The sequence below is a fragment of the Bacillus sp. EU63 genome (assembly GCF_038592915.1).
GTDB classification, from domain to species: Bacteria; Bacillota; Bacilli; order Bacillales; family Bacillaceae; genus Bacillus; species Bacillus velezensis.
Genome location: NZ_CP151944.1, coordinates 2344365 through 2367723, shown reverse-complemented (window position 1 = coordinate 2367723; position 23359 = coordinate 2344365). Strand labels below are relative to the sequence as shown.

Here is a 23359-nt window from a genome sequence, read left to right as displayed (position 1 = left end):
TTGGGTAAGGGAGACAAACAAAAAGACCGTACACAGTTATCCTTAAGAACAGAAATAAGCAATCAAATGAAAGAATTGAATCGGCTTTTGCTGCAAGTATTGCGGGTGACGCTGCGTTCAATGGGTCTGACCGGCGAAGCGCCGGCGGCTTCCTGTCTGCCTTTATATGAGCGCTGGCTGGAAGAAAGTATCCGTCTTTTAGACAGCGATTTTAAAAGCGGTGAAACGGCCGCGGTTTGGGAAGAGTGGCATAAGAAGAAAAACGAATGGCTGAAAGATCCGGATATGAAAGCGCAGGCACTGCTGGCGCATACCGTCATTCAAGCTTTGCCTGACATTTTAACAGGCAAAATAAAAGCCACTGACGTGATGTTTCCCGATTCTTCAATGGAGCTTGTTGAAGGAATCTATAAGCATAACATTCTCGCTGATTATTACAACGATGTGCTGGCAAATGAAGCGTGTATTTATGTGGAAAATGTAATTAAAAACAATCCTGAGGCAAACATCCGTCTGCTGGAGATCGGAGCGGGCACCGGCGGAACGAGCAGCACACTGTTTAAAAAGCTCCGCCCCTATCAAAACCATATTCAGGAATACTGTTATACCGACTTGTCAAAAGCTTTTTTAATGCATGCCGAAAAGGAATACGGCGCGGACAATCCGTATTTGACGTATCAGCTGTTTAATGTGGAGCAGCCTGCGGCGGGCCAGGGATTACATCTGAGAACCTACGATATCGCTATTGCCGCAAACGTGCTGCATGCCACCAAAAATATCCGGAAAACATTACGGACGGCAAAAGCCGTATTGAAAAAGGAGGGTTTGCTGCTTGTTAATGAACTGGGCGGGCATACGCCGTTTACACATGTTACATTCGGCTTGTTAGAGGGCTGGTGGCTGTACGAAGACGAGGCGCTGCGGATTCCGGGGTGCCCCGGCCTTTATCCGGAAACATGGAAATCCGTTTTAATGGCTGAAGGCTTTCATTCCATTCAATTTCCGGCTGAAAACGAACGTCTGCACACCCAGCAGATTATCACGGCGAAAAGCAACGGAGTCATCAGGCAGAGCAGGGAAGCAGTTTACACCGCGCAAAAGCGCCAATCAAACGTACCGCGAACATCCTCTGATCGTCAGCTCCCCATCAAACAAGCGGGAGAGGGGCTTTCGGAAAAGACAGCGGCTTTTCTGATAAGGGCTGCGGCAAAAGTATTAAAAATGCCGGCAGAAGAGATAAACCCGCTGGCTCCTCTGGATGAATACGGCATTGACTCTATTCTGATCGTTCAGCTGACGAATGAGCTGCGGGATCTCGTCCCTGATATCAGCAGCACGCTGTTTTTTGAATACCGGACGATAGAAGAGCTTGCCGCATACTTGGCTGAAACGAAGGAGCGCGAACTGCATGCGCGATTTTCTGAAGAACTCCCTCATACTGAAGCGGTATCATCCGGCTCTTTGCTTGAAAAAAGCACAGAGTACCTGAAACAGATCGTCAGCGTCATCTTAAAGATGCCGATTGAGGACGTTCAAGCCCATACGCCCCTTGAAGAATACGGAATCGATTCCATCTTAATCGTACAGCTGACCAACCGCGTGCGGGAAGACGTTCCTGATATCAGCAGCACATTGTTATTCGAGTATCCGACAATCGGCGGATTGGCGGAATATCTCGTCAGCTCAAGACAGGAAGATATGGCCGGGATTTTCAAGACAAATAAAGAAGCTGAAAAGACGCCGCACACTTTACAGAAAAAGCAAAGCCGCAAAAAAAGCGCCGGATTGGCGAAGCGCCAAGCGGCATCTTTTTCTGAAAAAGCGCCGCCCGCTTCCGAACCGCCGTCAAAACACCTTGAAGTGGCAATTGTCGGTCTTGCCGGGAAGTATCCCGGAGCTGAAAATGTTAATGAGTTCTGGGAACGGTTAAAGACCGGTGAACACGGAATCACCGAAATTCCGAAAGACCGCTGGGATTGGCGGGACTACTATGATGAGACAAAAGGTAAGGAAGGCCGGATGTATACAAAGTGGGGCGGCTTTTTAACAGACATTGATAAATTTGATCCGCTGTTTTTTAAAATCTCCCCGAAAGAAGCGGAGCGCATGGACCCGCAGGAGAGACTGTTTCTGGAAACCGCTTATGCGGCCCTTGAGGATGCCGGGTATACCCCTGATTCACTATGCGCCGGTAAAAAGGTTGGTGTCTTTGCGGGTGTCATGAACGGCAATTATCCGACAGGGGCCCACTACCACTTTATCCCGAACCGCGTATCCTATGTGTTTGATTTTCACGGTCCGAGCATCGCGGTCGATACCGCATGCTCCTCATCCTTAACCGCCATTCATCTCGCCGCAGAAAGCATCAGAACAGGTGCATCTGAATGTGCGATTGCCGGCGGCGTAAACCTGATTACAGATCCGGTTCATTATATCGGACTTTCTTCTATGAGAATGCTGTCACCGTCAAACGCGTGCAAAGCGTTCGGTGATAAGGCTGACGGGTTTGTTGACGGAGAGGGCGTCGGCTGTATCGTGTTAAAGCCGTTGAAAAAGGCTGTTGAAGATCATGATCATATATACGGTGTCATTAAAGGAAGCGCTCTGAACGCCGGCGGCAAAACGAACGGGTTCACCGTTCCGAATCCGAATGCACAAGGAGAAGTGATCGCAGAGGCGATGGAGCGGGCAGGGATTGACCCGAGAGCAATCAGCTATCTGGAAGCCCACGGCACCGGCACTTCCTTGGGAGATCCGATTGAAATCGCAGGGTTAACCAAGGCTTTCCGACGCTACACGGATGCAAACCAATTTTGTTCCATCGGTTCTGTTAAATCCAATATCGGACACCTGGAAAGTGCGGCGGGCATTGCTGCGGTCACCAAAATTCTTCTTCAGATGAAACACGGATATCTGGTGCCATCGCTGCATTCTGAGCAGCTGAACCCGGAAATTGATTTTGAAACTTCTCCTTTTATCGTGCAGCAGGAAACGGCGGAATGGAGACGGCCGGTCATAGAATCTGAAGGAGTAACACGGGAATATCCGAGACTCGCGGGTACATCTTCTTTCGGAGCGGGCGGTGCAAATGCCCACCTGCTGATAGAAGAGTATGAACCGGCTGAAATGACTTCGGCAGACACCGGCCGTCCGGCACTTTTTGTTTTATCGGCAAAAGATAAAGACCGCTTGCGCGAGCGGGCTCTGTTGCTGTCGGATGCCGCCGGAAACGGAACAATTACAGATGCGAACCTGCTTGACGCGGCATTTACCCTTCAAGTCGGCAGGGTCCCGATGGAAGAACGGCTGGCGATGACAGTGGGCTCTGTTTCTGAATTGGAACAGAAGCTGACTGCTTTTCTGAATCATGCCGGTTCCGTAAGCGGGGTGTTTACAGGCCGGGGTGATAGTGCTGTCACAAAGACGGCAGGCACAGTCAGTGATTGGACGGAAAAACGTCAATTTGACAGTCTTTTGAATGCCTGGGTTCACGGGACGCCCGTCGATTGGGCATCTTTATATAAAGGTGCGCTGCCGCATCGTATCAGTCTGCCGTCTTATCCATTTGCAAAAGAAAGCTACTGGATGAAGCGGGAAGAACCAAAAACAGGAACAACTGAATATGTGCATCCTTTTCTGCATGAAAATACGTCAACCTTGGCGGAGCAAAGCTATCATACTTCTTTTACAGGCCGGGAACACGTTTTCCACGATGTGAGAGGGGAGCGGGTTCTGTCGGCAGCCGTTTATTTAGAAATGGCGCTTGCGGCTTATCATCATGCGGCGGACAGCTCTGAAGAAAAAGAGATATGGATCCGAACGGCGGCATGGACTGACCCGATTACCGGCGGACATCACGGTGCGGGCGTCAATCTCTCCCTTCTGTCTGAAGACGAGGAAGGCATCCGTTATGAAATATACAGTGACGAAGAGAAGCTGCATCATTATGGAATCATCGGACAAGGGAACATACAGCCATCCCGCGTGCTGGATATTGCCTCCTTACAAAAAGACTGCCGCCCGCTGTCATTTGATTATGAAACACCAGGCACATCAGGTGTAACGATCAGTAAGGAGTTCCGCACCGTTGAAAAGCTTTATGCGGGAGAAAATGCGGTTTGGGCGAAGCTTGCTCTCACAGATGAAAGCGTCCGTAATCCGGGATATCATCTGCCGCCGGAATTTCTGGACGCAGCTTTTCATGTCCTGGCAAAAACGGAGCCGTCAGTCCATATCGTGCCTGAAGCGGTTGAAGAACTGCGCGTCATGCGTCCGTGCTCATCCGGCATGTGGATGTATATGAATAAAAAGAATCAAACCGGCTGTGACATTCAATTTTGTGACGAAACCGGCACTGTCTGCGCAGAAATCAAAGGGATAAGAATGAGACACCCGTCTCAGCAGGATCACGGGCAAGAGGAACAATCCGAGATGATGATATTTGAGGAAAGGTGGACGCAGCAGCCTCTGATGAAATCCATTCATGAAGAGCTGAAAACGGTCATCTGTTTTCTTACGGAAGAAGCTGCCAGAATGCATGCTTATCGGTCTTTACAATCCCTTTATCCGGGAGCCGGCGTGTTTTTTATTTCACAGGGTGAGAAAACTCAAAAGCTTTCAAACACGCATTATCAAATTAAAATCACTGACGGACAAGCATATCAAGAAACGTTTCGGCATATTGAAACGGCTGCAGGCAAAGCGGATGCCGTTTTATATGGATGGCCGCTTGAAGATGAAAAGGTCGTGAAAGACTATTCTATTCTGTATCATGTGATCCGCGCAGCTGCTTCTTTGCGTTCTAAACCGAGGCGAATCCTTCTTTCCGCTCAGTGCGGGATTGATACCGATATCAGTTACGCCGAGTCATGGATCGGGCTGGAACGGTCGCTGAAACTGATCTTGCCGGAGACGGATACGGCCGCGGTTTATTTTGGACAAAAAGGACCGTTAGAAAAACTGATCCATAACGTATGTGAAGAACTTCACAGCGAGTCGTTCCGCAGTGTCATGTACAGTGGGGAAATCCGTCACGTCATGGAAATGAAGCAGACGGATATTGCCCCTGTTGAGAAGCGTGTGATAAAAAGCGGGAAAACGTACTTGATTACCGGCGGATGCGGGGGTTTAGGCTTGTTATTTGCCGGATATTTTGCTGAAAAAGGACCGGTTACGCTCATTTTGACGGGGAGATCAGCGGCAGGCGGCCCGGTGCTGAACAAGATAAAGAGATTGGAAGAATCGGGCGCCAAGGTGTTTTACGTGCAGGCGGATGCCGCAGATCAAGCTCAGATGGAGAAAGGTTTGCAAGAAGCGAAAGAGAAAGGATGCGGGCCGATTCACGGTGTCATTCACGCTGCAGGTCTTCAAGGCACTGAAAGCATTCTGGAGAAAGATCTGCAAACCTTTCAGCAAGTCTTATCGCCAAAAGCGGACGGCACTGCGGTGTTAGATCAGGTTCTGTCACGGGAGCCGCTTGACTTCTTCTGTTGTTTCTCTTCTTCTTCAGCGATTTTAGGAGACTTCGGTTCTTGTGACTACGCGACGGGGAACCGCTTCCAAATGGCTTTTGTCCGTCATCGGGATAAACTTGTGAGCCTCGGACTCAGAAGCGGCAAGTCACTTGCAATCAATTGGCCGCTTTGGAAAGAAGGGGGGATGCATGTCGGCACGGCGGAAAGCACCGATATGTATTTAAAATCAAGCGGACAGCGTTATTTATACACAGAGGAAGGACTCGAAGCTTTTGAAACATTGTTAGTCCAGCCGTCCAGCCAGTATCTCGTCCTGGCCGGTTTTCCGTCGAGGGCCAAACGCTTCCTGCAGATAGATCAAGGCGAACGGCCGATTTCGGGTTCTGTAAACAGGAACGTCCCGTTTTCAGGAAGGCGGAGTGAAATGAAAGGCTTCACGCTGGAAGAATGCGTAACCTGGGATGTGAAAGAACTGGCGGCGGGGCTTTTGAAAATAGACAAGAACAGACTGACGGACGCTGACAATCTGGCTGATTTCGGCTTTGATTCTATCAGTTTGGCGGAATTCGCCTCTTCTTTGTCCGCTCACTACGGAATTGAAGTGACACCGGCCCTGTTTTTCGGACATTCCACACTGGAGAAGGTCGTCCGCTATTTTCTGACGGAACACAAGTCCGTCATGGAGCATGTCTATGAAGAAAAGAAACCTGAATCCGCAGATCAATCTGTCTTTGAAAAGGGAGGAACGGAAAAGCGAAAGAAGCAGTGGGGAAGAAATAAGCTGAATGCCGGAACCGAGGGCAGTCAGGCAGCTGATTCCATTGCCATTATCGGCATGAGCGGCCGATTTCCTCAGGCGCGCACGGCGGACGAGCTGTGGGACATTCTGTTTCAGGAAGAGGACGTTGTCGCACCGGTCGCAAAAAAAGGCTTCACAAGTTCAAAATGGAAACTCGGCGCTGTACCGGGGGCGGACGAATTCGACCCTTTATTTTTTGAAATATCGCCGAGGGAAGCTGAAACGATGGATCCGAAACAGCGGCTGCTTCTTCAGGAAGCGTGGAGGGCCCTTGAGGACGCCGGCTACGGCGCCAGTCATATCAGGCAGCAGACGATCGGTATGTTTGTGGGGGCGGAAGAAGGAGATTATCACCTTTTAACACGGGACAAAGGCAATGTCACGTCTCATCATAACGGTATTTTGGCGGCGCGGCTGGCTTATCACTTGAATTTATCCGGTCCTGTGATGGCGATAAATACAGCATGTTCTTCGGGGCTCGTTTCTGTCCATCAGGCGGTATTAAGCCTGCAGAATAAAGAGTGCACAACAGCTGTTGCGGCCGGGGTGAATATCATGAATACCCCGGACTTTTTTGAAACGATAGATAAAGCCGGAATGCTGTCGGAAAACGGGAAATGCTTCGCGTTTGATAAAAGGGCTGACGGCATGGTTCCGGGGGAAGCGGCCGCGGCGGTTGTTCTTAAGCCGCTGAGAGAGGCGGAAAAAGATGGTGATCCGATTTACGGGGTGATTCGGGCGAGCGGCATCAATTATGATGGGAAAACAAACGGAATTACCGCTCCGAGCGGCGTCGCGCAGACCCAGCTGCTTACTTCCGTTTATGACCGGGGGCGTATCAACCCTGAAGATATCGAATATATCGTCACACACGGTACAGGTACAAAACTCGGTGATCCGGTGGAAATTAACGCGCTTTATGACGCATTTTCTGCCTATACAAACGAAGAAGCTTTTTGCGCGCTCACATCAATTAAAACCAATATCGGCCACACGTTTGCCGCGTCAGGCATTGTCAGTTTGATCAGTCTTTTACAGGCGTTTTCCCGTGAAATGATTCCCGCCAGTCTGCATTGCAGCGGGGAAAACCGCTATATCAACTGGGAGAAGAGTCCTTTTTATGTGAATAAAACGGGTAAACCGTGGCCTTCTCTGCCGGGTAAAAACCGAATGGGGGCAGTCAGCGCATTCGGGATGAGCGGAACAAACGCCCATGTCGTTATGGAAAGCTATAAGCGCAATGCTTCACCTCATCGTGATGCCCCTGCATATTTACTTACTTTGTCTGCAAAAACAGAGGAGGCCCTTCAGGAAAAAATCGAAGATATGATCACTTGGGCGGAAAATGGCGGACTGAAAGAAAATGATCTGGCCCAGCTCAGCTATACGTTGTTAAAAGGACGGCATCATTTTAACCATCGCGCCGCCATCGTAGTGCAAGATGCTGATGACGCAGTGTATGTATGGAAGCAGGCAAAGCTTAATGAACATCATCCTTATGTGTTTTCGGGAAAAGTACCGCAGCACTTTGCAGGCCGTCAGCATATTCAGGAGCACATAATAGAAGTGCTCGGCAAGTGCAGCGCCTCATATTCTGACCATAGAAAGTATCAGGAGCTGTTATGCGTGCTGGCAGATTTTTATTGTCAAGGTTATGAAATCGAAGGGGACTTGCTTTATGGCGGACCTTTGCCGCGAATCGGCAATCTGCCGGGCTACCCGTTTGCCAGGCAGACGTATTGGGCGTCCGATCGTCTTCAGAGAGAGCTTGAAAGCCGGAATTCAGCTGAACGTGAAAAGCTTCACCCGCTGCTCCATGCGAATACATCGACCTTTACCGCCCAGCGCTTTACTTCTGTTTTTTCAGGGCATGAACCGTTTTTTGCGGATCATATCGTCAATGGAAAACCGGTGCTTCCGGGCACGGCTGCTTTAGAAATGGCCCGGGCCGCCGTTACGCTGGCTGCTGAAGACTTGCCCGGCGGGAAAACGGGTGTCCGGCTCAAACAGATCGTTTGGCTCCGTCCGGTGACGGCGCTTTCTGAAGGAGTGACGCTTCATGTAAAGCTTCAGCCGGAAGAAAACGGAGACATCGCTTTTGAAGCGTATGCCGAAGGGGAAGAGCCGCTTGTCTTTTTCCAGGGAAAGGCCGTGCTCGAAGAGACGGAACGTGCTCCTGTTCTCGATGTGGAAGCGGTTCAGGCGCGCTGCGGCGGCCGGCGTATGTCAAAGGCTGAGTGCTATGAAGCGTTCGACAGCCTCGGCATCACCTACGGACCGTCTCATCAGGCGCTTGACGCCGTCTATGCCGGAAACGGAGAAGTGCTCGCAAAGCTCACTCTTCCGCCGTCCGCCCGCGAAGAAAAGGAGCCGTTCATCCTGCATCCGAGCATGCTGGACGCCGCCCTTCAGGCTTCTATCGGTCTCGTGCTCTCAGACGGTTCCGCGTCCGGACGGCCGTTTCTGCCGTTTGCCCTGCAGGATATGCAGGTGTTTTCTGCGTGCCGTGAGACGATGTGGGCGGTGCTTTCCTCAGCGGCCGGCGCCTATCATATTGAGCTGTGTGATGAAAACGGCGCGGTATGTGTCCGATTGACGGGGCTCACCGCCCGTTTTCTGGAAGAGGACACGGAGGAAAAACCGCTCTTGCTTCAGCCAAAGTGGCAGGAATCACCGCCGAGTGAAGGCGGCGGACAAGAAGAGTCTTTCAGATACGTGACGCTGTATGGCGGAATGAACGCTGAGGACATAAGCGGCGCCGTATGTGCGGCTGACGGCGAAGGTCCGATTGAAGACCGTTATGACGCCTGCGCGGCGGAGCTGTCAGCGATCGTCACGCGTCTTATCAAAGAAAAACAGAAGGGAAAAACGCTGATCCAGCTTCTTGTCCCCGACAGGGGGGAAGACAATGTATTGGCAGGGCTGGCCGCTTTTCTGAAAACGGCTCACCTTGAACATCCGAAGCTGTACGGCCAAGTCATCCAAGCCGATCCGGACGAGTCAGCATCATCGCTTTTTGCCAAGCTGAAAGAAAACCGGGCGCATCCTGAACAAGCGGAAATCCGTTATGAAGACGGCAAACGTCTCGTCAGAAACTGGCGTCATCTGCCGGCCCCTCAAAGCGGCGCCGTTCCGTGGAAAGACGAAGGGGTTTACCTCCTCACCGGGGGAGCGGGCGGCATCGGCCTGATTTTCGCTGAAGAAATAGCCTCCCGCGTCAAAAACGCCGTCCTCGTTTTAACGGGGAGGGCGGAAGCGCTTGATGAAGACCGCTCCGCCCGCTTACGGCGCTTGGAAGCGTCGGGTGCCCGCGTATTTTATCAACCGGCTGACGTGACAGACAGGGCGGCGGTCACCGCCCTCGTCCGCGGCATACAGGAGGAGCACGGAACACTCGACGGGATCATTCACGGCGCAGGCGTGATCGCCGACAACTACATTCTGAACCAGACAGAAAACGAACGGAAGACCGTCATGGCGCCGAAGGTGAAAGGGCTTATCAATCTTGATGAAGCAGCGAAAGATGTGCGGCTGGACTTTTTCATTCTGTTTTCTTCCTTGGCGGGAGGCATGGGAAATCCGGGGCAGGCCGGTTATGCGGCAGCCAACGCATTTATGGATGTTTATGCAGCCCGCCGAAACCGTCTCGTGCGGGACAACGAGCGGAGCGGGCAGACCCTGTCCGTCAACTGGCCGCTTTGGGAAGAGGGCGGTATGCGCGTGGACAAAGAGACAGAACGGCTGATGTATGAACAGACCGGAATGAAAGCCATGCGATCGGCCTCAGGCATCCAAGCGCTTTACGCCGCTTTTGCCACCGGAGAACACCAGGTCATGGTGGCAGAAGGCGACGAAAAACGGATTCGCAGCCATATTTTCGATCTGGGCGAAGAACAAAGCGCCGCCGGAAAAGCTCCGGCAGTGGCAGATGCAAGAGATCTGAAAGATCAGGTGCAAGAGAAACTAAAGCGGCATGTATCAGATCTTTTAAAGGTAAGCATGAAAGATATTGAGGCTGACAGCGAACTGACGGAATACGGATTTGATTCGATCATTTTCACTGAATTTACAAATCTACTAAATCGGTCTTATCAGCTTGAGCTCAGCCCGACTATCTTCTTTGAATTTCCGACATTGCGCAAACTGAGCGGCTATTTGATATCTGAATGGAAAGAAGCATTCAGCGGCTTAGAAAGAGAGAGTTTAAAAACCGCTCCAAAAGCCGGAATAAGAAAAGCTGAAGCTCCGGCGGCCGTTCATGTCAAGCGGGAAACGCCCGTATCCGTAAAAGGAAAATCAGAAGAAAAAACTGAACCGATAGCCATTATCGGAATCAGCGGTATTTTTCCGCAGGCGAAAGACATAGATGAATTCTGGACTCGTTTACAAAAAGGGGAGCATTGCATTACAGAAATTCCACGAGATCGCTGGGATTGGCGCGAATATTACGGCGATCCGGCAGCGGATGCAAATAAAACGTCAATAAAATGGGGCGGTTTTATAGATGGAATCGCCGGGTTTGACCCGCTGTTTTTCGGGATATCTCCGAAAGAAGCTGAAATGATGGATCCTCAGCAGCGTCTATTAATGATGTATGTGTGGAAAGCCATTGAAGACGCGGGGTACTCAGCAAAACGGATTGCCGGAACAAAAACCGGCATTTTCACCGGCACATTGGGAAGCGGATATCAAACCTTAATCAATAAGGCGGGTCTTCCTGTCGAGGGGTATACGATGACCGGAATCGTGCCGTCCGTCGGGCCGAACCGGATGAGTTATTTTCTTGATATCCACGGGCCGAGCGAGCCGGTAGAAACCGCTTGTTCAAGCTCTTTAGTCGCCATTCACCGCGCGGTAAAAGCCATTGAAACGGGAGATTGTGATATGGCGGTCGCAGGGGGCGTCAACACGATCGTCACGCCTGAAGGGCATATCGGCTTTCAAAAAGCAGGCATGCTCAGTGAAGACGGGCGCTGCAAAACATTTTCTGATCAGGCTGACGGTTATGTCAGAGGAGAAGGTGCCGGCATGATTGTCTTGAAAAAGCTTTCAGAGGCTGAGCGTGACAGGGACCACATCTACGGCCTCATCCGCGGTACAGCGGAAAATCACGGCGGACGCTCAGCGTCGCTTACCGCGCCGAATCCGCAGGCTCAGACGGATGTGCTGAAAAGCGCTTATCAAAAAGCCGGTATTCACCCGTCAACCATCACTTATATAGAAGCGCACGGAACAGGAACGGCACTCGGAGATCCGATTGAGATCAATGCATTGAAAAAAGCTTTCCAAACAGACGGGGCTCCGGGCGGATATTGCGGGATAGGCTCAGTGAAGACAAATATCGGACATTTGGAGCTCGCGGCAGGCATTGCGGGCGTTATCAAAGTATTGATGCAGCTGAAACATCGGACGCTCGCCAAAAGTCTGCATTGCGAGAACATCAATCCCCATATCAAATTGAAGGACAGCCCGTTTTACATTGTGACAGAAACAAAGGAGTGGGAAGCGCTGCGTGATGAAAACGGCCGGGTCCTGCCCCGCCGGGCGGGTGTAAGCTCATTCGGTTTCGGAGGCGTCAATGCGCATATCGTTATTGAAGAATACATGGGCAGAAGTGAGACGGAACAGCAGGAAACCCGTGAGAAAGCGTCATCTCTTTTTGTTTTGTCGGCTAAAAATGAAGAGCGGCTGAAAGAAAGAGCGCGTCTCCTTCGCGATTTTATCCAAAACGGATCATTCCGCCATATCGATCTTGCAGATGCCGCATACACACTGCAGACCGGACGGGATGCGATGGAAGCGAGGCTGGGAATCATTGCAGGCTCCGCAGAGGAACTGACTGAAAAACTGAACGCGTTTCTGTTGGGAAAAAACAGCGAAGATATCATCAGCGGCCGTAAAAAACGCGAGAATAACACGATTTCCATGTTCTCAGACGATGAAGACGCCGCTGATCTCGTCAGCGCCTGGCTTGAGAAAAAGAAATACAAGAAAGTGCTGCGGCTCTGGGCAAACGGATTTGACACAGATTGGGAGCAGCTGTATACGGACAGTAAGCCGCGCCGCATCAGCCTGCCCTCCTATCCGTTCAGAGCAGACCGCTATTGGGTGCCGAAACGGGAGCAGCTGCCGCTTTCGAATCAAAAAACAGTATTATTGCAGAAAACATGGGAGCCTTGCGAGGCAGTGTCTTCATCCGAGCCATTCAGCAAAATAGCGCTCATCGTTTCCGAGGATACAAAAGACCTTGCCGCCGAGGTGAAAAAACAGCTGAATGATGCTGACATTGTGCAGGAAAATCAGCTCATCTCTTTCTTACAGGATGCGAATGCGGCCGTCTATTCCGGGTTTATTGACTTCACTGGCTGCGGCTCTCGACAAAAGCGGCAGGACATCAGCTGGGTGGCATCGCTGCAGCAGCTGATTGAATACGGCCGCGGACAAGAAAACATGAAAATGCTTTATCTTACAAAAGGGCTTGAATCATTCAAAAATAAGGCTGCCGTTATGCATGGTATTGAAAAAGCGGGACTTTATCGCATGCTGCGGCATGAATACAGCCATATTCTCACCTGTCACGCCGATATTGATCCTGAAGAGCCGCTGGAGCAGACAGCCGCTTTTATTAAACAAGAAATTGAATCAGACTTAACGGAGTCTGCTGTTTGCTGCAGGGACGGCATGCGCTTCAGCTATGTTCTTCGGCAGACTGATCAGATTGAACCTGAAGCCGTGCAAACAGACCGGACTGTGTTTCCAAAAGACGCCGTCCTGATGATAACCGGAGGAACGCGCGGTCTCGGCGCTTTATGCGCCAAGCATTTCGTTTCAGCGTATGGTGTGAAGAAACTGCTTTTGACAGGCAGAAAGGAGCTGCCGCCGAAAACCGAGTGGGATCTTGAGCAAACAGACCCTGTCGTTTCGGAAAAAATACAGCTTATCCGGCAGCTGGAATCACAAGGCGTAAAAGTGTGCGTCTCAGCAGTTGATCTGACGGATAAGCAGGCCGTCGGACGGCTTATAAAAGAGGTAACCTCAACGCTCGGACCTGTCGGAGGCATTCTGCATTGCGCGGGAATTGCGGACCGTGAAAACCCTGCTTTTCTCCGCAAATCCAAAGACAGTATCGCGCGGGTGCTCGCCCCGAAAGCAGACGGTCTTCACAGTCTGTATGAGAGTGTAAAGGATGATGCGCCGGCATTTTTCGCCCTGTTTTCATCTGTCTCGGCAGCCGTCCCGATTCTTGCGGTGGGACAGAGCGATTATGCGATGGCTAATTCTTACATGGACTATTTTGCAGAAAACAATAAGAGCGGCATCATCAGCATACAATGGCCGGCATGGGATGAGACGGGCATGAGCAGGGATATAAAAAGCGGGATGTATCAGCAAACGGGATTGCTGCGGCACTCTGACGCAGAAGGTCTCAAGATGCTTGATTACATTTTAAGAGAAAAACCCGGAGCTGTCGTGCTGCCGGCACAAGTGAAACATGATTGGGACATCAAAGCGCTGGAAAACGCCAAGCCAGCCGCCCATAAAGGAATGAAAGCAGCTTCCAAACCTCCTGAAACCAAAAAACGGGGACATAACCGGACTGATATTCAATCTTGGCTGAGGTCGCTTTTGGCAAAAGAGCTGAGTATCGATGAAACGCATATGGATATCGATGTGCCTTTTCAGGAATACGGAATGGATTCTATCTTTCTGGCGCAAGTGCTGACAAAGATCGATCAAAAACTGCCATCCGTTTCAATTGATCCGACTGTCCTTCTGGAGCATCCTACCATTGAACAGCTCGCGGATTATTTAGCTGCACATTGTCCGGAAGCTTTTTCGGCAGATACAGCAGTTTCCGCGGAGAAGGTCCCTTTGCAGAAGATGCCGAAACGGAGCAAAAAAACGGCAGATAAGCCCGGGAAACGGGGAAAGGTTGCGATCATCGGCATGGCCTGTCATTTTCCGAAAGCGGGGGATATAAAAGAATTTTGGAAGAATCTCCGCAGCGGAACGGATGCCGTCACTGAAGTTCCGCCGGACAGATGGGACACCGGGGAACACTATCAGCCGGGTGAATATCAAGAAGGAAAAAGCATCAGTAAATGGGGCGGTTTTATTCACGATATTGATCAATTTGACCCGGAGTATTTTAATATTTCAGAAACGCTGGCACCGATGATAGACCCGCTGCAAAGGCAGTGGCTCGAAGTGAGCGCGGAAGCTTTGGCCGATGCCGGTTATCAAAAAGAGGATCTCTGGGGCCGCCGTATCGGCGTTTTTGCCGGTGCAAGGGCAGGTGCGTTTCATCAGAAATTTCAATATCTGCAAAAAGACGCGATTATTGGCGCGGGGCAAAATTTTATTACCGCACACATGGCGCACATTTATAACTTTACAGGGCCCAACCTGGTCGTAGATACAGCTTGCTCCAGTTCGCTTACGGCAATTCATTTGGCCGTGCAGGCTATTCAAAATGGAGAAGCGGAAGCGGCCTTTGCGGGCGGGGTTGACATTTTGCTTGATGAAAAACCTTTTCTCACAATGAGCGCGGCGAGAATCTTATCGCCAAATGGCCGTTCAAAATCTTTCGATGCCGGTGCGGACGGAACAGGAATCGGAGAGGGCTGCGGTGTGCTGATGCTCAAGCCGCTCGAAAAAGCGATAGAAGATGAAGATAAAATATACGGCGTTATTGACGGCTCTGCGATAAATAATGACGGCAGCACAATGGGCGTGACGACGCCGAATCCCCGGGCGCAGCAGGACTTGATTGAGCAGGCGGTTCAATCAGCGGAAATCGAGCCGGACACCATGACATACGTAGAGATGCACGGAACCGGTACATTGATCGGCGACCCGATTGAATTAAAAGGATTAACCAATGTCTTGTCTGCTTATTCCGATGAAAAACAATTTTGCGGTGTAGGAAGCGTCAAAAGCAATATCGGCCACTTGCTGAGTGCGGCGGGCGCGGCGGGAATCATCAAAGTATTGCTGGCGATTGCCAATGAAGAACTGCCGCCGACTTTGCATTGCCATAAACCGAACCCCCGCTTTCAATTTAATGATTCGCCGCTTTATCCTGTGCTTGAGCTGAAGCGGTGGGACGGAAAAAAAGAGATACTCAGGGCCGGGGTCAGCGCGTTCGGTTTGGGCGGGAATAATGCCCATATCATTGTCAGCAACGAAGGAATACCGAAAGAGCGAAAAGCGGCCATGGAACCGAAAGGCGGCCAGACAGTATACCGAAAACAGCGGTATTGGCCTGAAAAAGCACAGGTGTCCGAAGCGGAAGAAAATAAGGCGGGCACAGAAGCAATGTTTGAAATAAGCGAGGTGTGATAGATTGGCAGTTGCCACCGATCAAGTCAAAACGTTCCTGCAGAAAATCAGCCATACGAATTATATCGTCCGGGATCATCGCGTTCATCAAATCCGCGTCCTCCCGGGCGTGACTTTAATAGATATGCTGTATCGGCTCGCCGCCGGGTATCTCGGTGAAAGGCCTATAGAATTAAGACAGATTATTTTTAAGCAGCCTGTTGTAACATCTGAAGAGTTTGATAAACACCTGTATGTCACCTTTACGCCGGCGCATGACAGCTGGAAAGTTGAGATCACAAGCGAAAAAGCAAAAAACGGCACACCGCTTGGCGGAAACCGGGATGAGAATATGGAATGCCAGCTTTATTTGCAAGAAGACACGCCCTGGGCAAAAGAACTGAATATTGAAGCGTTCATGAAAAACGCAAGCCGAAAATGGGACATGCATGACATTTACGGAATTGCAAGAAGCAGCCATATTGAGCATGGCGAGTTTATGAAAAATGAAGGGGCCGTTTATCAGCTTCAGGATAAAGAAGAATTAATGGAGCTCACTCTGAGTGATTTGGCTGAAGGATTCCGGGAGAAATTTAAGGCGCATCCGGCTTTTTTAGATGCGTCCACCCTTGCCGGCTCTTCCTTTGCATTGTCGGCCCAAAAGCAAAATGACACACCTTATATTCCTTTTATGATCAATCGTTTTTGCATGTATCAGCCGTTTCCGAAAACGATTTACACTTATTCTGCGAAAAACAGCCGCACTGAAAGCGGCGTATCAGCCAGCGAACCTGATGTTTATTCGGCCGACTTCACGATTTACGACAGGGCAGGGAACGTATTGGCCGAATGTGAGAAACTGACAGTAAAAAGGGTCAGACAAGCGAATATGATTACCCATCTGATAGACAAAGAGAAGCCGCCTAAGCAGAACAGAAGCGGCCGTGGAGAGCCCGAAAGTCCTGTGGCCGCAGAAGACGTGTCTGAACAGCAAACGCCGGAACAAAACATGGTGACTTACATAAAGTCGGAAATCGCCAGGCTGATCAATCGTCCGGCACAGGATATTGATGTGCGGAAAGGCTTTTATGATATGGGGCTTGACTCGGCGCATTTGCTGAAGCTTGTAAAGATATTAGAGCAGACTTTTCAGCAGCAGTTTTATCCGACACTGCTTTTTGAATATTCATCTGTCCGCCGCCTTGCGGATTACCTTATCAATGAAGCGGGCTGTGTGCTGAAAGATTCGGCCGAAGAACGGCATACATCAGATGCTGACATTGCTGATGAGGTTCTGTTTTTTGAACCCGCCTGGAAAGATCAGCCGCTGGAAACGGCGGTGCAGAACGGGCAAAAACACACCCGTCATCTCATTATCGCTGCCGATGCAGGACCCCGTCTCACCGGTGAACTCGGCACATATTGCCCGGAAGCGGAAGTGATAGAACTGAAAAGGGAGCATGAGGCTGCAGATGAGCAGTTTGGAGCAGATGCCGAGCGCATATTTCGTATGCTCAAACGGGAACTGACAGACCATCCGAAAGAACATACATTGATTCAGCTTGTATGCGCCGTTGAGAATGGAGCGGCATTGTCTTCCGCTCTCGGGGCTATGCTGAAAACGGCACATCTGGAAAATCCGGTTCTTCGCACTCAGGTGATCACCTTCTGTGACAAGAATGAGAGATTGCCAAGTGAGACGGCCGCAATCATTAGAACAGAAGCAGACTGCTCTTATGCAGGCTGCACAGACATTCGGTATAAAGACAATATGCGGCAGATCAGATTGTTCGAACGTATTGAGAAACTGGACGGGCAGACACAGTCTCCTTGGAAACAAAACGGCGTATATATCATTACAGGAGGCCTCGGCGGTCTTGGATTTCTGCTTGCCCGTCATCTTGCAGAAAAAGAAAAGGTGAAGCTCGCACTCATCGGCCGTTCGCCGGAACAGTCTGAGAAGATCAGCAGACTGAAAGCATTGGGAGCAGAAGTTCTTTACGTTCAAGCGGACATCGGCAATAAAGCCGAAACAGAGCGGGCATTTGCTCAGATTACAGAGACTTTCGGCCGGCTGACGGGCATTTTTCATTGCGCCGGTGTTTTAAAAGATCAATTTATCATCCAAAAAGACAGTTCTGACTTGAAGCAGGTGTTCCTGCCGAAAATCAGCGGCCTGATTCATGCGGACGAAGCTTCACGGCATGAACCGCTTGAATTTTTCGCCGTTTTTTCCTCATTCTCGGCGTTGGCCGGAAATGCGGGCCAGACAGATTATGCCGCGGCGAACGCTTTTATGGATGAATATATGAAATATCGCGATTGCAAAGCGGAAAAAGGCGAACGGAACGGGGCTTCTATGACGATCAACTGGCCGCTTTGGGAAGATGGCGGCATGCAGGTTGACAGCTTGATGAAAGAGATCATGAATGATGCAACAGGCACCAGCCCGCTACCGGCCGGGGAAGGGATGGCTTCACTTGAATATATGCTGCGACTCGGCAAGCTGCAATCCGTTATTTTATACGGGAAAGAGCCGGCTGTAACTGAAAGCATGGGCCGATTGGGTCCAAAGGGAGACAAGAACGGATCTTCATTATCCAACGCAGCTGTCAAGAGAAGAAGCCGAAAACAAGAGAGACATACAGAAGAGCATGATATTGCGGTAATCGGATTGGCGGGAAGATACCCGCAGGCGGGAAGCATTGATGAATTTTACCAAAATCTGCGCTCAGGGAAAGACTGCATCACAACAATGCCGAAAGACAGATGGAAAGGTTATTCTTTCTCATATGAAGCAGATCAGTTCTACCGTTACGGAGGATTTTTAGATCGCATAGACAGCTTTGACCCGCTGTTTTTCAATCTGACTCCGCGCCAGGCTGAAATGATGGACCCGCAGGCGCGGCTGTTTTTAGAGACGGCTTGGGAAGCTTGTGAAGATGCCGGTTTTTATCAGGACAGAACGGCGCGCGGGCCATCTTCACAAAAGAGAAAACGCGTCGGGGTATTCGCAGGTGTGTTTTGGAGCCATTATGAGCTGTTCGGCGCTGAAATCACACAGCGGGGCACACCGCTGTCTATGGGCGTGACGCCTGCCTCTGTTCCGAATATCGTGTCTCACTGCCTGAACTTTACAGGGCCGTCAATGGCTGTTGATACGATGTGCTCTTCTTCGCTCACATCCATACATTTGGCATGTGAAAGCATTAAAAGAGGGGAGTGCGAATTCGCCATTGCCGGCGGTGTGAATGCGGTCACACACCCGCATAAATATGCGTTTTTGGCGAATGCCGGATTTCTGTCTTCAGAAGGCGTCTGCAAAAGCTTCGCCGACGGCGGTGACGGTTATGTGCCGGGAGAAGGCGTCGGCGCGGTGTTACTGACAACCGTTCAAGAAGCGGAAAGAATGGGCTGTCCGATATATGGCGTCATAAAAGGCTCCGCTTTAAACCATGTCGGAAAAACATCCGGTTTGACCGTGCCTGATCCGGCATCACAGGCGGAAGTCATTACAGATTCCTTTCAGAGTGCCGGCATTGATCCGGAGACATTGAGTTATATTGAAGCCCACGGAACAGGCACGTCTCTGGGTGATCCGATTGAAATTGAAGGGCTGAGCCGCGCTTTCCGCAAATGGACAAACAAGAAGCGGTTTTGCGCCATCGGCTCTGCCAAATCAAATATCGGCCATTTAGAAGGAGCAGCCGGGATCGCCGGATTAACAAAGGTGCTTTTGCAGCTGAAGCATGGAGAAATCTTTCCGTCATTGCACGCGGACACGCTGAATCCCCATATTCCGTTTCCGGACACGCCGTTTTATGTGGCGGACCGGCTGGAAGAATGGGAACGGCCGTCACATCCTGACCAGCCGAGAAGAGCGGGTTTAAGTTCTTTTGGTGCCAGCGGGAGCAATGCCCATTTTGTCATAGAAGAATATCTGCCGCCGCAGGCTGAAAAGAAATCGGTAAATATACGGGAAGACGAGCCGGTTCTGTTTCTGCTTTCGGCAAAAAATGAAGAACGCCTATTAGAATATGTCAAACGGTATGACCGCTTTTTACGGGAAAAAGAAGTCAACCTTAAAGACCTGGCCTACACGCTTCAAGCTGGCAGAGAAGCGATGCCTGAACGGCTGGCATTTATCGTTACATCCGTTTGCGGCCTGCAAGCGAAACTGAAGGATGTGCTTGAACGGAAAACAGAAATTGAAGGATGTTTCCGCGGACGTGCTCAAGATGATATTTCATCAAGTGGAATGGCCGAGCTGCTGAAAAACAAGCAATATTCCAGATTGCTCACTGAGTGGGCAAAAGGAGCCGCCGTTGACTGGAGCCTGTTATACGAAGGAGAGAAGCCGAAACGGGTCAGCCTTCCTGTATATCCGTTCGCGAAGGAGCGGTATTGGGTGCCTGTGCCTGCGGATATCCGGAAACAGACAGACGAACCGGCGGAAAACCAAAAGATCATTCTTCAAAAAGACTGGAAGCAGCAAGATCCGGCGGAGTCTGAAGCATTATCAGGAACAGTAATGATACTTGCAACTGATAAGACGAGCCGATTGGCCGATGCTCTTTTTAAAGGAAACGGCCATATTGAAACGATCTGCTTCATCCATCAGGCAAAAGACGGCGCCGATTATTACGCCGCCGCATCGGGGCGAAACCTTTACGGCAGAGTGCGGGAGTCTCTTCAAAACAAACAGATACTCGGGGTCGTCGACATAACCGCATATGACGCGGAATATGAACGGCAGGAAGAGATAGAACACGGAAAGCTTGCCTTTTTACAGCAGGCTCTGGAATCATTCCGTCATAGCGGCGCTGTGTTCAGCCAAGTGACACACCGCCTCCAGCCTTTCAAGGAAAGTAAACCTCTGATGCAAGGGGCGAAAACGGCGGGGCTGTACCGGATGCTGGGCGCTGAGTATGCCAACATTCATTCTTTTACGATAGATAGCGATTGTGAGATTGAGCATACAGAAGAATTAAGCAGACAGATTGAGACTGAATTTTTACAGCCGCGGGCCAAAAGCGGCAGTGAATGCTGCTACAGGCTGAATCGCCGTTATGTGCCGTTTCTGAAGCAGGGTATGAATGTTTCGGCGGCGCCTGAGCTTTCCTATTCGTCTGATGATGTGCTGTTAATAACGGGCGGATCGCGCGGGATCGGCGCAATTGCGGCGGAGCATGCCGTTTCACGCGGCTGCAGGAAACTGGTCATCATGGGGCGGGAGCCGCTTCCCGATTCCTCAGAGTGGGCAGACATGAAAAAGGACGGCATTCTCCCGGAAAAAGCCGAGCGGATGCAGAGGTTAGCCGAGCGGGGCGCGGAGATCCGTTATTACAGCGTTTCTCTTACGGATCAAAAGGGGCTCCGGAAAATGACGGACAGCATCAGCGGCACGATGGGGCCGATTACCGGCATTTTTCATTGCGCGGGCGCAATGGGAGAACACCCCGCTTTTTATAACAAAACCGAAACTGAAATCGAAAGCGTTTGCACACCGAAAGTAACAGGGCTTCGCGGTCTCTATGAAGCTGTTCAGAATGAGCCGCTGTCGTTTTTTATTTTGTTCTCATCCGTTTCGGGTCTGATCCCTTCGCTTGCTGCGGGGCAAAGTGACTACGCGATGGCTAATTCGTTTATGGACTCTTTTGCAAATCATCAAGCAGGTAAAGGGAACGTGTTTGTTAAAGCCGTTCAATGGCCCGTCTGGAAAGAAACCGGCATGGCTGAAGGCCTGCCGGAAACACCTGCTTATCAAAAATCAGGACTTTCCAGGCTGTCTGCCGAAGACGGACTGAAGTTTTTAGATTACATCATATTAAACGGACAAAGCTGCGGAATTCCTTGTGTTCCCGAAGACAGTGAGCCTGATTTTGGTGATCTTCTGAAGGTGAAGAAATCTGAAGCTCCCGTGAAAAAAAGCACTGCCGGTGACCAAAAGGTGAAGGACATGATTCGTCAATGGGTGCGCACCGTTTTCAGCGAAGAACTGAAAATGACGGATGAGCAGATAAAAGATGATATGCCGTTTGATGAATACGGGATTGACTCAATACTCTTTGCGGAATTGGTTCAATCACTGCAAAAACGGATCAGCATAAAGTTAACACCGTCCTTAATGCTTCAATATCAAACGATTACAGAAATGGTTGACTATTTCGCAGCGCATCATGAAGCCGATTTTGTGACAAAAGAAAATGGTTTCGTTCAAGACAGGGACGTACAGCTTGATTTAACCGCCGCTGCTGAAGAGAGAACATCCATGAAGCCGAAAGCGGATACCGAAGACGATATTGCCGTCGTCGGCATGTCCTGCCGTTTTCCGGGGGCGGGCGGAACGGATGCTTTTTGGGAGCTGCTGATGAAAGGAAACACCGCCATCCGGCCTGTCCCCGCAACGCGCTGGCATGCAACAGCGCATGCAAAGGATTATGCGGGGTGGATTGATGATATCGACATGTTTGATGCGGGCTTTTTCGGCATCTCTGAAAAAGACGCGGCAATTATGGACCCGCAGGCGCGGATCATATTAGAAGAAGCGGTTCATTCCGTTTATGATGCCGGTTACGGCCAAAAGGATTTATCGGGCCGGAAAGTCGGCGTGTACATCGGCGGCAGGGCGCAGCCTTCAGCCGGTATGGAACATATCCTGCAGGCGCCTAACCCGATTTTGGGGGCGGGACAAAACTATTTGGCGGCCAACATTTCACGATTTTTGAATGTCACAGGACCGAGCCTTGTCGTGGATACAGCATGTTCCTCAGGGCTGATCGGGCTGTCCTTTGCAAAAGACGCCCTTTTGGCCGGAAGGATTGACGCGGCCTTAGTCGGTTCGGTGAGTCTGCTCTTATCTCCGTCCGCGCACCGGTTATTCGGAGCGCGCCATATTTTAAATGAGAACGGCGTGTTTCATATATTCGACCGTGAATCAGCGGGAGAAGTGCTCGGAGAAGGAGCGGGGGCGGTTTTTATCAAACGATTGAGCGATGCGGTGCGGGACGGAGACCGTATTTACGGCGTCATAAAAGCCGTCTCGGTAAACAATGACGGCCGGACGCTCGGTCCCGGTTCACCGAATATAAGAGCGCAGAGAGACGCCATTCAAACTGCGCTTGACATGGCGGAAAAGTCGCCCGAAGACATTGGATATATAGAAGTGAACGGAGGCGGTTCCCCAATCGTTGATTCGGTGGAAATCAAGGCGCTCTCAGATGTCTATCAGCTGAACCGGAAAACGCTTCTGCCCTGCCGGATCGGATCGGTGAAACCGAATGTAGGGCATTTGCTTCTGTCTTCAGGTCTTGCGGGCTTCATCCGATGTGTGCTGAGCGTCTATCATAAGCTGATTCCGCCTTTCTTATCAGCGCTTGAGCCATTTGAACATTATGACTTTGAAGCGTCGCGTATTCATTTTAATCGTGAACCCGTTGATTGGCATTCAGAGAAGAAACCCCGCGTCGCAGCTCAGAGTTCATTTCCTGACGGCGGGACAAATGCTCATATCCTCGTTGAAGAATACAGAGGTGAAAGGCAGCGGGAACATCACCGGGCGCCTCAGCCGCCGGAATTCAGAAAAAAACACTACCCGCTTTTGGGCGGCTGGAACAGCACGGAGAGTGAAACGGAAAAAATAAATAATGAAAAAACAGACATTGCGGATCTTTTAAAGAAATATGAGAAAAAAGCAGAGACAAGCACTGCACCTGCAGACTCGTTTTGGCAGGTGACAACGTGACGTTTTTAAAAGGGGACTAAC

At 50.6% G+C, this 23359-nt stretch carries 2 protein-coding genes; both read left to right on the top strand.

Annotation, left to right across the window (positions count from 1 at the left end; all coding sequences use genetic code 11):
* Complete coding sequence (locus NYE38_RS11630; RefSeq protein WP_340802501.1) at window positions 1-15615, top strand: SDR family NAD(P)-dependent oxidoreductase; 15615 nt, start codon at window positions 1-3, stop codon at window positions 15613-15615.
* 4 nt (window positions 15616-15619) lie between these two features.
* Window positions 15620-23338, top strand: a complete 7719-nt coding sequence (locus tag NYE38_RS11625; protein WP_340802503.1) for a type I polyketide synthase — start codon at window positions 15620-15622, stop codon at window positions 23336-23338.
* The last annotated feature ends 21 nt before the right edge of the window (window positions 23339-23359 follow it).